The 12,909-nt window shown below is 67.4% G+C and carries 11 protein-coding genes; 9 read left to right on the plus strand and 2 right to left on the minus strand.

Annotated elements, in window-relative coordinates:
- Positions 1 to 78 precede the first annotated feature (78 nt).
- From rph to ACVWY0_RS01245, 3 genes are all read left to right on the plus strand, one after another.
- Positions 79 to 837, plus strand: coding sequence for a ribonuclease PH (gene rph, locus ACVWY0_RS01235; protein ID WP_058932038.1), 759 nt, complete (start codon positions 79 to 81; stop codon positions 835 to 837).
- 26 nt (positions 838 to 863) lie between these two features.
- Positions 864 to 1,517: an RdgB/HAM1 family non-canonical purine NTP pyrophosphatase gene (rdgB, locus tag ACVWY0_RS01240; RefSeq protein ID WP_485835195.1), complete on the plus strand. Its 654-nt coding sequence runs from the start codon at positions 864 to 866 to the stop codon at positions 1,515 to 1,517.
- Positions 1,518 to 1,609: 92 nt separating this feature from the next.
- A complete protein-coding gene (locus tag ACVWY0_RS01245) occupies positions 1,610 to 2,287 on the plus strand; it encodes a VOC family protein (RefSeq protein ID WP_485835100.1) in 678 nt (225 codons plus the stop codon).
- Between the two features lie 125 nt (positions 2,288 to 2,412).
- Here the strand turns inward: ACVWY0_RS01245 and ACVWY0_RS01250 are convergent, their stop codons facing one another.
- Positions 2,413 to 3,189 (minus strand): DedA family protein, encoded by a 777-nt coding sequence (locus ACVWY0_RS01250; RefSeq protein WP_485835196.1) that lies wholly within the window; start codon positions 3,187 to 3,189, stop codon positions 2,413 to 2,415.
- A gap of 127 nt (positions 3,190 to 3,316) precedes the next feature.
- Between ACVWY0_RS01250 and ACVWY0_RS01255 the strand changes: the two genes are divergently transcribed.
- Both ACVWY0_RS01255 and ACVWY0_RS01260 read left to right on the plus strand, forming a co-directional pair.
- Positions 3,317 to 4,309: a 3'-5' exonuclease gene (locus ACVWY0_RS01255; RefSeq protein WP_485835101.1), complete on the plus strand. Its 993-nt coding sequence runs from the start codon at positions 3,317 to 3,319 to the stop codon at positions 4,307 to 4,309.
- Between the two features lie 66 nt (positions 4,310 to 4,375).
- Entirely contained in the window at positions 4,376 to 4,894 is a 519-nt protein-coding gene (locus ACVWY0_RS01260) for a DUF4395 domain-containing protein (RefSeq protein WP_485835102.1), read from the plus strand.
- Here the strand turns inward: ACVWY0_RS01260 and ACVWY0_RS01265 are convergent.
- Positions 4,881 to 5,963, minus strand: a complete 1,083-nt coding sequence (locus ACVWY0_RS01265; protein WP_485835103.1) for an ADP-ribosylglycohydrolase family protein — start codon at positions 5,961 to 5,963, stop codon at positions 4,881 to 4,883. The genes ACVWY0_RS01260 and ACVWY0_RS01265 overlap by 14 nt on opposite strands.
- 142 nt (positions 5,964 to 6,105) lie before the next feature.
- On the opposite strand from ACVWY0_RS01265, the gene ACVWY0_RS01270 reads away from it, so the two are divergent.
- From ACVWY0_RS01270 to ACVWY0_RS01285, 4 genes are all read left to right on the plus strand, one after another.
- Positions 6,106 to 7,107 carry an aquaporin gene (locus tag ACVWY0_RS01270; protein ID WP_485835104.1) on the plus strand — a complete coding sequence of 334 codons (1,002 nt, stop codon included), beginning with the start codon at positions 6,106 to 6,108 and terminating at the stop codon, positions 7,105 to 7,107.
- A gap of 71 nt (positions 7,108 to 7,178) precedes the next feature.
- Positions 7,179 to 8,360: an exonuclease SbcCD subunit D gene (locus ACVWY0_RS01275; protein WP_485835105.1), complete on the plus strand. Its 1,182-nt coding sequence runs from the start codon at positions 7,179 to 7,181 to the stop codon at positions 8,358 to 8,360.
- Entirely contained in the window at positions 8,357 to 11,434 is a 3,078-nt protein-coding gene (locus ACVWY0_RS01280; protein ID WP_485835106.1) for an AAA family ATPase, read from the plus strand. The genes ACVWY0_RS01275 and ACVWY0_RS01280 overlap by 4 nt, the downstream gene beginning before the upstream one ends.
- 127 nt (positions 11,435 to 11,561) lie before the next feature.
- Positions 11,562 to 12,866 carry an MFS transporter gene (locus ACVWY0_RS01285; RefSeq protein WP_485835197.1) on the plus strand — a complete coding sequence of 435 codons (1,305 nt, stop codon included), beginning with the start codon at positions 11,562 to 11,564 and terminating at the stop codon, positions 12,864 to 12,866.
- The last annotated feature ends 43 nt before the right edge of the window (positions 12,867 to 12,909 follow it).

Consider the following 12,909-nt stretch of genomic DNA (forward strand, 5'->3'; position numbering starts at 1 on the left):
CCTCTGGTCCAGTGCAATGGCTGGCCCGCTGCACGCTCTGCGGCGGGACGGCTCGTCGTGAGTCGATAAGCTAAAGGCATGACTTCTGAAGCAACTGCAGTGCCCGTAGTGCGCGCCGATGGCCGCGCCCCCGACCAGCTCCGCCCCATCAGCATCACCCGCGGATGGTCCAAGCAGGCCGAGGGATCGGCCCTCATTGAGTTCGGCAACACCAGGGTCCTGTGCACGGCGTCCCTGACGGCGGGCGTGCCGCGCTGGCTCAAGGGCGAAGGCCGCGGCTGGGTCACGGCGGAGTACGCCATGCTTCCCCGGGCCACCAATACCCGTTCCGACCGCGAATCGGTCAAGGGGAAAATCGGCGGGCGGACCCACGAGATTTCCCGGCTGATCGGACGCTCGCTGCGTTCCATCATTGACACCAAGGCCCTGGGCGAAAACACGATCGTCCTGGACTGCGACGTCCTCCAGGCCGACGGCGGAACGCGCACCGCGGCCATCACCGGCGCCTACGTGGCACTGGCGGACGCCATCCGCTTCGCCCGCGACAACAAGCTGATCGCAAAGAACGCCCAGCCCCTGATCGACACGATCGCAGCGGTTTCGGTGGGCATCATCGACGGCGTGCCCATGCTGGACCTGCCCTACGTTGAGGACGTCCGCGCCGAAACCGACATGAACGTGGTGGTCACCGGATCCGGGAAGTTCGTGGAAGTCCAGGGCACCGCAGAGGGTGCGCCCTTCGACCGGGACGAGCTGAACCAGCTGCTGGACCTGGCCCTCCTGGGCACCACCGCCCTGGCGGCGATCCAGCGCGAAACCCTCGCAGACGCACTGTGAACCTGAACACCGTGAACAGCAACGCCATGAACGCGGAACATGGCGGCGCGCCTGTAGCGCGCCTTGTCCTGGCCACGCACAACAAGGGCAAGCTCAAGGAGCTCCGCGAGCTGCTGCGCGGACAGGTCCCCGGGCTCGACGTCGACACCCAGGTAGTGGACGCCGCGGCGGTAGGTGCGCCTGACGTCGTCGAAACCGGTGTCACGTTCGCCGAGAATGCGCTGTTGAAGGCGCGGGCCGTTGCCGAAGCCACGGGCCTGGTGGCCATTGCCGACGATTCGGGGCTCGCCGTGGACGTGCTCGGCGGGGCGCCGGGAATCTTTTCCGCGCGCTGGTCCGGCCGGCACGGTGACGACGCCGCCAACCTGAGGCTCCTGCTTGACCAGCTCGCCGATGTCCCGGACGGGCACCGGGGGGCCGCATTTGTCTGCGCTGCGGCCTTGGCGGTCCCGGGGCCCGGTGCCGGGAGCCGCGAAGTGGTGGAGTACGGCCAGCTTGAGGGGACCCTCCTGCGCGAACCCCGCGGTGAGGGTGGCTTCGGCTACGATCCCGTGCTGCAGCCCGCCGGCGAGGACCGCAGCTGCGCTGAATTGTCAGCGGCGGAAAAGAACGCCATCAGCCACCGCGGGCAGGCCTTCCGTGCGCTCGTGCCGGCCATTGTCGAGGCACTGGCGCGGTAGTAACCTCCCGGGGAGCCATTCGTAATTTCCGCCGACATCCTTCGGCAGGGCCGCGGGGGCAGCATTTGCGGCGGGGCCGATATAATGTCGCTGTGAACGCTCGCATCGATCACCTGGTCATCGCCGCAGATTCGCTGGAACAGGGTGCGGCCTGGTGCGAGGCCACGTTCGGCGTTCAGCCCGCCGGTGGCGGCAAGCACGCCTTGATGGGCACACACAATCGAGTGGTGGACATCAGCACGGTGCGCTTCCCGCAGTGCTATCTGGAGATCATCGCCATTGATCCTGAAGCGCCGGCGCAGGGTCGGCCCCGCTGGTTCGGGCTGGACCAGCCAACGCTGCGCGAGGCCGTGCGCGAACTTCCCCGACTGGTGCACGCAGTCGCGCGCACGGGCATGATGGAAATGCTGCGGCAGAGCCTGGCCAACTGCGCCCTTGACCCCGGCGTACCGCTGGCAGCGCAGCGCGATACACCGCATGGCCTGTTGAAGTGGCGCATCACAGTACGCGACGATGGCCGCACCGAATGCGCTGGCGCGTTGCCGACTTTGATCGAATGGACGGGAGCACATCCCTGTGATCAGCTCCCGCCGACGCTCTTGGCGTTGCAGGAGTTGGTATTGCATGGGGTGCCGCAGGAGGCGCTTGACGTGTTGAAGCTGCCGGAAGTGCGAGCGACCCCCGTGGGGCTTGCCCACGCCGCGCCGCTCAGCGTCACACTGAACTCGCCGCGCGGCACCGTGATGATCGATGGCTGGCACGCCGACTGAACCGTCGGAGGGCCACGGAGTTTTGTCCAGATATCGCGCCAAAATGCCGTTCAAAATGCCGATATCTTGACAAAAACTCCGGGGGGAGTGGCCGGGGAGTAGTGACAGGCTGCGTGGTGTGGGGCTCAGTGGTCCCGGTGGGTTTTCCGCTCGGTTTCGGGTTCGTGTTCCTCGATGAATTCTTCGACGGCGTCGGTGCCGAACTTAGCCGCCTGGCGCTTGGCGGAAATTCCGCGGAGTACTTCGATGCCGATGGGAATCACGGAGACCAGCACGATGACGATGAAGATGATGTCCAGGTTCTCCCGGACCCACGGGACCCTGTCACCGAGCAGGTAGCCCAACAGCGTGACGCCGCTGCCCCACAGGACCGCGCCGATCACGTTGAACAGGAAGAACTTCTTTTTGTTCATCTGGGCCACGCCAACGATCACGGGCACGAAGGTCCGGATGATCGGCACGAAGCGGGCGAGGATCAGTGCCTTGCCGCCGTGCTTTTCGAAGAAGGCATGGGCGTTCTCCACGTTTTCGCGCTTGAAGAGGCGGGAGTTCGGCTTATTGAAGATAGCGGGGCCGGCCTTGGAACCGATCAGGTAGCCGGTCTGGTTGCCGATGATGGCGGAAATGGTGATCAGGAGCGCCAGGAGCCAGACATTGAACTGGATGGTGTCCGTTGCCACCAGCAGCCCCGCCGTGAACAGCATCGAATCGCCGGGAAGGAAGAATCCCACCAGCAGGCCCGTTTCGGCGAAGACAATTCCGCAGACCAGCAGCACCACCCAGGGCGCAAGTGCTGGATCGGCCAAGAAAATCTGGGGGTTCAGCCAGTCGGGCAGGAAGGATGCCAGCTGCGGCTGGACCGGTCCTGCACCACCCAGCATGGGCACGGCAAGGTCGCTGATCGCAAGAAAGTTCACCTACTCAGGGTACTTGACGCACCCTCGCTACCCGGCGTCGTCCGCGTGATATCCGCGACAGGGCCGCCCCGGTGACACGGGAACGGCCCTGCACGGCGGTAAAGTATGGGCCGTGGGTTTGGACTTTACGGCGATCGACTTCGAGACGGCCAATGGCTTCCGGGGTTCACCGTGCGCGGTTGGCCTGACGAAGGTGCGGGGCGGGCGCGTGGTGGATGAGGCGTCGTGGCTGATGCGGCCGCCGGTCAACCACGACCACTTCGAGTACCGCAACGTCAGGGTCCACGGCATCAAGGCCACGGACGTGGCCGGCCGTCCCCGCTTCGGTGAGCTGTTCCCGGAGATTGGCGCCTTCATCGGGGACGACATCCTGGCGGCGCATAACGCGGCCTTTGACCTTGGAGTGATCCGGTCAGGGCTTGAGGTCTCCGGCCTGCCCGGCCCTGCCTACGACTACGTCTGCACGGTGATGCTGGCCCGGCGGTGCTACTCCCTCGTCTCCAATTCCCTGCCGTTCGCCGCAGAGGAAGCCGGCGTGCCGCTGGTCAACCATCACGATGCCGCAGAAGACGCCCGTGCCTGCGCCGGCATCCTGATCGACATCGCTGCCCGGAACAACGCCAACAGCATTGCCGAGCTCTACCTGTCGCTGGGCCTGGTCCTGCCGCACCAGGAGGCGTTTGACCCGGCGCACGATGTCCTGTCCAAAGCCAGCCTTACCGCCCTTGCCGGCGCCGCTGGCGGAAACAGCGCCGCGCTGGTGCGCCCGTTCCTGTCCGGGTGGCCGGAGGAGGGCGACAACCCCGTCCCCAATGCCGACGCCGAACCGTCCCACCCGCTGTACGGCCAGACCGTTGTCTTCACCGGCGAGCTCTCCATGGCCCGGCCGGAAGCGAAGGTGCGTTCGGCCGAGCTGGGTGCCCGGCCGGAAAGCCGGGTAACCGCCCGCACCACGGTGCTGGTGGTGGGTGACGGCTTTGTGGCCTCGGACCTGCGGTCCGGCAGGCTGACCGGCAAGGCCCGGCGCGTCCTGGAGCTCCACGACCGCGGCCAGCCCATCGAAGTACTCTCCGAAGGCGAGTTCCTGCAGATGGTGGACGGCTGAGCCGCACTGCGTTCATCCGGCGCAACAAATCTTCCCTGCGGCGTGCCCGGCTCCTAGCCTTGCAGGATGAGCAAACTAACGGACGGCCAAACAACCGGAATCAACTGGTCCGCCGTGTTCGCCTTTCCCAACCCCGTCAATGAATACGCGGCCCGGATCACCGCCGGCCTGGTGGTGCTCCTCGCGGGCGCCACACTGCTGAGCGGGTCCGTTTGGGGACTCGTGCTGATCGCCGCGGGCTTCTGGCTGCGGGTGCTCTTCGGCCCACGGATTTCGCCGCTGGCACTGCTCTCCGTCAAGGTCCTGGCACCCCGTCTGGGCCGCGTTCGCCTGGTTCCCGGACCGCCCAAGCGCTTTGCCCAGGGCATGGGGACTGTAGTCTCCACCACGGCGCTGATCCTGTTCCTTGCCGGTGCCGCCCCGGCAGCGTGGATTGCGCTGGCAATACTCATCGCGGCTGCCTCCCTGGAGGCCTTCGCCGGATTCTGCCTGGGCTGCGTCATCTTCGGAGTGCTGCAGCGCCGGGGCCTGATCCCGGAGGGCATCTGCGAGGCCTGCAACAACGTCGCGCTCAAGCGGTCGTAACGCCCACCAGAAGGTCGGCCATGCCGCGGATGACGTCCGGCCCTTCGAGTGCGTCGAGCCATTCCGGGGGCAGGCACTCTTCGCCGTAGTAGGCGCCCAGGATGTTTCCGCCGATGGATCCCGTGGAATCGCTGGCGCCGCTGTGGTTGACGGCCAGCGCCATGGCCGCCCGGAAATGGTCTTGCGGCGACAGTGTGGAGTCCGCATCCGGCGCTGTGGCCAGGACAGCGTAAAGCCCGACGGCGAACGCCTCCTCCGCGACCCAGCCCTCGCCGAGCTGCCGAACCAGTTCCTCCGGCGACAGGTCGCCTGTTCCCGCACAGCGGATGGCCGCTTCAAGCCGCTCGGGAAGTTCCGCCGCCACATCCTTCAGGCCACGGACTTCGGCCAGGACCGCCGCCGCCGCGTCCGCCAGGGTGTCACCGGCCACCAGGCGGTGGATCAGCAGGCTGAAGCTGCCGGCACTTTGCCGTGCGGACGGATGGCCGTGCGTCAGGGAGGCGGCGTCGGCACTCAACTTATAGACGGCGTCGGACGCTATGAAGGGAATCAGGCCGAACGGTGCCGACCTCATCACCGTTCCGCGGCCCTTCGAGTCCGGGTTCACCGGCCGGTAGACCGTGCCCATCTCCCCGGTGGCCAACCCGCTGATACACGCGTTTCCCGGAGCGCGGCGGTGCCTCAGGACCTCATGGCCGTCGATCCACCGAGGCGGCTGCGACGGGGCCTGCGGCGGTAAGGACTCGCCCTGGGTGGCCAGCCAGCGGAGATAGGCCAGCCACAGGCAGGCGTTCGCGTCGGCACCCACGCCGTCATTGGCCCATTCGAGCACCTCCACCAGCCCGTCCACGGTGTACAGCGTCATCTGCGTGTCGTCCGAAAAGTGACTGCCGCCGTCGAGCGCGGAGAAGTCTGTCAGGCCGTCCGGGCCGAAGCGGCCGCGGATCGCTTCCACGGAGTCGAACTCCACCGCGTAGCCCAGCGAGTCGCCCAAGGCCCCGCCCAGGAGGCAGCCGTGGATGCGGGACTTCAGCGGGGGCGCGGCAACGGCGCCCGGTTCAATGCTCATGACAGTAAATTTACCGTGGGGCGGAGGTGGAACGCGCCGGGGCGCCACGCCGTCCGTCCACTAAGCTCGGACTCAGCCAACGCCCAGAATCCCTTGGCAGAATGCAAAGGCACCAAACCCCAACGAAAAGGATTGCCCCACCATGACCACGCCTGTGCCCGTCCACCGTGACCCCGCCCCCGGGCTGACTGCCGGCAGCGGTGCCGAAATCCGGCACGGGCTGGTGTCCAGGCTGTCTGCCGAAGCCTTTGGCAGCCTTTTCATCGTGGTGGCAGGCCTGGGCGTGCCGCTGTTCTCCATCCCGCAGTCCAGCCCGCTGCCCGCCGCGCTCGCAGCAGGCCTGGCAGTGACCGCGGCGATGCTGGCCTTCGGCTACGTTTCCGGCGGACACTTCAACCCGGCGGTGACCGTTGGCCACGCCGTTGCCGGCCGGATCCGGCTCGGTGACGCCGCTGCTTACATCGGCGCGCAGCTGGTGGGCGGGCTCCTGGGCGCCCTCGCACTCTTCGGCATCCTGCGCACACTGCCGGGCATCCAGGACAGCCGGACGGCGTTCGACACCGTGACCGCCGGATTCGGCGAACATTCCATCATCCAGGCGCCCCTCGCCGGCGTGCTCCTGCTGGAAGTGCTCGGGGCCGCCATCCTGGTTGCAGTCTTCCTGGGCACCACCGCACGCAACAACGTCAACAAGACGGCAGCCGCGGTAGCCGTGGGCCTCGCCTGCGCGGTCCTGCTGCAGCTGGGCCTGTCCGTGGGCAATGCGCCGTTCAACCCCGCCCGCGCCACGGCCTCGGCCGTCTTCAGCTCCAGCTGGTCCCTTGAGCAGCTGTGGCTCTTCTGGGTTGCTCCCTTGGCGGGCGCAGCCATCGCCGGGCTGGTCTTCCGTGGGTTCGCCGAGCCGGTTGCTGCCGTTACTGCTTCGGCCGCCGGATCAGCCGCTGACGGGTCAGTATATGACGGCAGTGCGGCCGACGACGTTGTGGATTTCGACGACGACGAGGATGCCGACGTCGTCGAAGAGGCCGCTGAGGTGCCGGCCAAGGCAGCTGCCCCGGCCAACCCCGCACCGGTTCATTCCGCCGCGGACGAGCCGGACAACCGCGACGAGGCCCAGGAATTCTTCGACGGAAAGCGCGGCTAGCTGGCCTGACTGGGCAACGGCCTGTTGCGGCGGTTTCCTAAACTGTCGGTGGCAGCCGCTAGCGTAAGAATATGCGGTTATTGCACACATCGGACTGGCACTTGGGCAGGTCCTTCCACGGCGTCGGGATGCTGGACGCCCAGCGGTCATTTGTTGATCAGCTCGTCAGCGCCGTCACCGGAAACGCCGTTGACGTCGTCCTGATCGCCGGCGATGTCTACGACCGCGCCCTGCCCGGCGTCGACGTCGTGGGGTTGTTGGACGATGCCCTGGTGCGGCTCACGGCGGCCGGCGCCACGGTGGTGCTGACATCCGGCAACCACGACTCCGCCATCCGGCTGGGCTTCGCCTCCCGGCTGCTGGAACGTGGCGGCGTCTACTTGCGGACCCGGCTGGCGGACCTGGACCATCCGGTAGTCCTGCCCCTGGAGGCGGGTGGCGGCGGGACGCCCGGTGCCGTCCTGGCCATCTATGGAGTCCCCTGGCTGGAACCGCGCCTCGTCGCCGAACAACTCGGTGCAGAAACCGCCAGCCACTTTGAAGTCACCCGCGCCGCCACTGACCGCATCCGGACAGACCTCGCGGAGCGCAGCGCAGCGGGCACCGTCCATTCGGTGGTCCTCGCCCACACGTTCGCCAGCGGAGGGATCAGCTCAGACAGCGAACGGGACCTCAGCATCGGGGGAGTCGGGGCGGTGCCCTTGGACCTCTTCGACGGATTCAGCTACACCGCGCTAGGGCACCTGCACGGCCGCCAGGCCCTGTCGCCGCAGGTCAGGTACTCGGGTTCGCCCCTGGCCTACTCGTTCTCCGAAGCCAAGCACACCAAGGGAAGCTGGCTGATCGACGTCGGCCCGGACGGTGTGACCGGCGTATCGGAACTGTCGTGGGAAGCCCCGCGGAAGCTGGCCGTGCTCCGCGGCGATATCTCGGAGCTCCTGGAGTCCGCGGAACATTCCTGGGCCGAAGGGGCGTACTGCCAGATCACCCTGACCGATGAGCAGCGGCCCGCGCAGGCCATGGAGCGGCTGCGGGCCCGGTTTCCGGACACGCTGGTCCTCGGCTTTGATCCGCAGGGCGGCGCCGTCAAGGCGTCCAAGAGCTACAGCAGCCGCCTCGCCGAAGCCCAGGATGATCTCTCGCTCTGCTGCGGATTCCTCGATCATGTGCGGGGGCGGGACGCGGACGACGCCGAGCGGTCGGCCATCGCCGCGGCGCTGGATAACGTACGCCTGACGGAGGGATCGCTATGAGGATCCACCGCCTTGCCATCTCCGCCTTCGGGCCCTTTGCGGGCACCGAGGAAATCGACTTCGACAGGTTGAGCGCCCACGGGCTCTTTCTCCTTAACGGGCCTACGGGGGCAGGGAAGACCAGCGTGCTGGACGCTGTCTGCTTTGCGCTGTACGGATCCGTGCCAGGGGCGCGCCAGGAGGGTAAGCGCCTGCGCAGCGATCATGCCGAGCCGTCGCTCGAACCGGCGGTAACCTGCGAGTTTTCCGCCCAGGGCCGCCACTTCGAGGTCACCAGGTCGCCGGCCTGGGATAAACCCAGTGCCCGGGGGAAGAACGGCTTCACCACACAGCAGGCCAAAACGCTCCTCCGGGAACGCATCAGCGGGACGTGGACGGAGAGATCCGGACGCAATGACGAAGCCGGCGCTGAAATCACCGCCCTGCTGGGAATGGACCGGGAACAGTTCACCCGCGTGGTGATGCTGCCGCAGGGCGATTTTGCCGCCTTCCTGCGGTCCAAGGCAGCCGATCGCCTGGAACTGCTGCAGAAGCTCTTCGGCACCCAGCGGTTCGAGGCCCTGGAACAGGAATTGGCGGCGCAGGCGCAGGCCGCGCGGAACGATGTTGCCCGGCTGAACAGCGAGCTTGAGTTGCTGGCGGCGCGGGCCGAAGCCGAGGCCGCCGCGCTGGCCGTTGATGATTCCGCAGCTCCTGCCCAGGAGGAATCTTCTGCCCGGATCGAATGGCTGCAGGAAACAGTGGCCCACCGCGCAGGGGAACTGGCTGCCGAGGCGGAGGCCGCTGCGGCCTTCAGCAGGCACACCTCAAGCCGGCTGGAGAGCGAGTCCGCGCAGCGGGAACGGCACCGCAAACTGGCAGCCGCCGAGGCCCGGAAGGCAGCCGCCGAGGCAACCCTGCCGTCCCTGGAGGTCCATGCGGCCCGGCTCGAACAGCACCGCCGCGCGGAGGTGCTCACGGGCCAGCTCCAGGCTGCCCAGTCCAGCCAGACCCAGGTCAGGCACGCGGCGGGAGCCATGGAATCCGCCATCACATTGCTGCGCATGGCGGCGGATGAAGACCCCGAACTGGACCAGCTGGACCTTGGCGCCCTGGATGCGGACCACTCCGATGCCGGGCTCTCCGCCGCAGGGGCCCTTGATATCGCCGGTGAGCTCAGCCGCCTCCGGTCCCTGCTCGCCGTGGTGGAAGCCAGGTTGCCGGACGAAGAACGCCTCCATTCGCTGGCTGCCAGGCGCGCCGCGCTCAGCACGAAGCAGCAGGAACTTACACAAACGGATATTGACCTGGGCGTTTCGCTGCAGGCCCTCCGCACGGAGCATGAAACCCTGACGGCGGGCCTCGAGCCCCTGGCGGACCTGGCCTCGGCCGCCATCCTGCACGCCAAGGAAGCCGCTGCGGCTGAGGAACTTCTTGACGTCGTCCGGCGCTACACGGCTGCACGCGCGGCGCAGGGGCTCGCCACCGAGCGCCACTCGGCGTCCCGGGAGATCCAGCTCGAGAAGAAACTCCGCTGGCTGGACCTGCGCGAGGAAAGACTCGCCAACGCCGCCGCCGAACTCGCTGCCCAGCTGGCCGAGGGGGAAGCCTGCCCCGTTTGCGGCAGTGCGGACCACCCGGCTCCCGCGGAGGCTGCGGCGTCAGCACTGGGCCTCAGCCAGGCCGAGGAAGCCGCCCAGCACGACCACGAGTCTGCGGAGAAAGATCTGGCAGCGCGGGCCCGTGAGTTGGGCGACGCGAACCAATTGATGGCTGTTCTTGAAGGCCAGGGCGGGGACACCCCCGAAGAGGATGCGATTGCAGCGTTCGAGACTGCCCGCACCGCCGCCGGAGAGTCGCAGCTGGCGGTGAAAAACCTCGCTGACCTCCGGCAGCAGCTTGAGGCAGCCGAAGCCAGATTTACCGCAGCGGATTCCGCCAGGCACAGAGCAGCATCCGAACTCGCGCAGGTCACCGTTGAATTGTCGGGACTGGTGGACCAGCTGGCGTCGCTTGACGAGGCGCTCTCCGCCCTGCGTGGCGGCCACCGCGGCCTCACACACCGGCTGCGGTCGCTGCAGGACGCTGCTGCCACACTGGAGAAGGCCGTGGAGGCTCAGGCCTTGCTCAGCAGGGCCAGGGCCAGGGCCGAGGAAGCGCGGATCCAGCTTGACCTGGCGTTGCCGGAGGCTGGTTTCAGTTCTGACCTTGAAGCCCGGGCGCAGCTGCTGTCGGCCACCGACGCCGATGCCCTGCTGGCTGAGGTCCGGGCCGGCCACGACGAACAGGCGCGGATTGCCGAGTTGTTCGCATCCGAGGATCTGCTGCTGGCACGGACGGAGGCCGCAGCCCATCCCGCGGTGGACGAAGCCCTCATTGCCGAGCTGCAAACCGTCGCGGAGCAGGCCGGGGAGGAGGCACGCGCCGCCGATCTCGCCGCCGGTATGGCCGTGCGCTGTGTGGAATCGCTGGCCGCTGTCCGCAATGACTACGAACGGCTTGCCGGTTCCGGGCGGGTTCCGCGGGAACGCGCCCAGCTGCTGACAGCCCTGGCTGATACCGCCGCAGGCCGAGGAGACAACACGTACCGCATGAGCCTGAACAGCTACGTCCTCGCGGCACGGCTTGAACAGGTGGCGTTGGCTGCTTCCGAACGCCTGGTGGCCATGAGCGATGGCCGCTACCTGCTCCAGCATTCAGACGCTAAGGCCGCGCGGGGCGCGAAATCCGGGTTGGGCCTTGAAGTCGTGGACCAGTGGACCGGGCACCGCCGGGATACTTCCACCCTTTCCGGCGGCGAGTCCTTTATGGCGTCCCTCTCACTCGCCCTGGGGTTGGCAGACGTTGTGCAGCAGGAGTCCGGCGGCATCCAGATCGAGACGCTCTTTGTGGACGAGGGTTTCGGCAGCCTGGACGAACAATCCCTGGAACAGGTGATGGATGCCCTCGAAGGCCTTCGCGACGGCGGGCGCGTTGTGGGTCTCGTCAGTCATGTGGGGGAAATGAAACAGCGTATCGGAACCCAGCTCCAGGTCCTCAAGGGCCGGAACGGTTCCACCCTCCGCATTTCCGACGCCGCCGAAGCGCTGGTGTGACGGCGGCCATGCCGGGCTGGACTGGCCCCAGCCGGCCTCTATAATTGGATAGTTACCGGGTCGCGCGCATCGGGAGGAGGGACGATGCGCATTACTGAACGAGCCCGGAACCTTGAACTCTTCAACAATGTCCTCCCTGCCCGCTTCCCTGGAAGCGCCTCTCGCGCCTGACACTGCGCCTGCCTCCGCTGCGCCTGCCTCCGCTGCGCTGGCTCCGCCCACCGGACGGTTCGCCAGGCTCCCGCACCTCGCAGGCCGCAGCTTTATCCCCTTGGGCCTGTTCGCCCGGCTGCCCTTGGCCATGCTTACTGTCGGCGCCCTGACGCTTGTTACGTCCGTGACCGGCTCCTACGCGCTCGGTGGCACTGCCGCTGGTGCTGTGGGAATCGGCTCGGCCCTCGGCGCCCCGGTTTTTGGTGCCCTCGCAGACCGCAGGGGGCAGCGGCCCGTACTTCTGGTGGCGGCGGTGCTCAACACTTTGGCTGTCCTGGCCCTGATCGGGACGGCTTGGGCTGCGCCCGAAGCCGGGTCTTTTCCCGTGGCCGTGATCGCCGCCGCATTCCTTGCTGGGGCCAGCTGCCCGCAGGTAGGGCCGCTGGCCAGGGTGCGCTGGATGGCGCTCACCTCGCGGAGCAAGGGAGCGAAGGGCGGCAGGGATCTGGACACGGCCCTGTCGTACGAAGGCACGGCTGATGAGCTGACGTTCGTGCTGGGACCGGCTCTGGTGGGTATACTGGCCAGCCTGGTGGCCCCTTGGCTGCCGTTGGCCTTGACCGCAGCCATGACCATCACGCTGGTGCCCGCCTTTGCCGTGCACTCCACCCACAAGGCGGTTCCCCTGAACCGGGGCTCGGCAGCTTCGCGCAAGGCTGCGAGGATTCCCACCGTCGTCGCACTGCCCGTCCTGGCGATGGTGGCCATGGGCACTTTCTTCGGGTCCGCCCAGACGGCTTTGAGCTCCTTCTCCGCCAGTTTCGCCACCTCGGAAATCGCCGGACTGCTGTATGCGGTCATGGGACTGAGTTCGGCCGCCGCAGCCCTGTCCGTGGCGTACTGGCCCCAGCGCTTCACTCCCGCCGCCCGGTGGCTGATTAGCGCGGCACTCATGACGGTGCTCGCGCTGCTGCTTCTGGTGCCCGGATCGTTGGGCGGCATGATTGCGGTGCTTCTGGTCCTGGGATTGCCCGTGGGCCCCGTGATGGTCACAGTCTTCGCGATCGGAGGCCTGGTGGCGCCGGTGGAAAGGCTGGGGACCGTGATGACAGCTCTGGCAAGCGGGATCGTGGCGGGCACCGCACTGGGGGCCGCAGTTGGTGGCCAGCTGGCGCAGGCCCATGGCTACCACACCGCGTTCGTTGTGCCTGTGATTGCCGCCGGCGGCCTGCTGGTGCTTGGTGCCGCGGCCGCAGTCATTCTCCGTAAACGCCACTGATCGACGCCGGGCGCTGGTCACGGCCAGGTGGCGTGCGTAATGG

Source organism: Arthrobacter sp. UYNi723, assembly GCF_054057635.1.

Excerpts from the sequence above, each read along its gene's own strand:
- rph (WP_058932038.1), top strand. The coding sequence starts at position 79 with ATGACTTCTGAAGCAACTGCAGTGCCCGTAGTGCGCGCCGATGGCCGC.
- rdgB (WP_485835195.1), top strand. The coding sequence starts at position 864 with ATGAACGCGGAACATGGCGGCGCGCCTGTAGCGCGCCTTGTCCTGGCC.
- ACVWY0_RS01260 (WP_485835102.1), top strand. The coding sequence starts at position 4,376 with ATGAGCAAACTAACGGACGGCCAAACAACCGGAATCAACTGGTCCGCC.
- ACVWY0_RS01265 (WP_485835103.1), bottom strand. The coding sequence starts at position 5,963 with ATGAGCATTGAACCGGGCGCCGTTGCCGCGCCCCCGCTGAAGTCCCGC.
- ACVWY0_RS01270 (WP_485835104.1), top strand. The coding sequence starts at position 6,106 with ATGACCACGCCTGTGCCCGTCCACCGTGACCCCGCCCCCGGGCTGACT.
- ACVWY0_RS01275 (WP_485835105.1), top strand. The coding sequence starts at position 7,179 with ATGCGGTTATTGCACACATCGGACTGGCACTTGGGCAGGTCCTTCCAC.
- ACVWY0_RS01280 (WP_485835106.1), top strand. The coding sequence starts at position 8,357 with ATGAGGATCCACCGCCTTGCCATCTCCGCCTTCGGGCCCTTTGCGGGC.
- ACVWY0_RS01285 (WP_485835197.1), top strand. The coding sequence starts at position 11,562 with ATGTCCTCCCTGCCCGCTTCCCTGGAAGCGCCTCTCGCGCCTGACACT.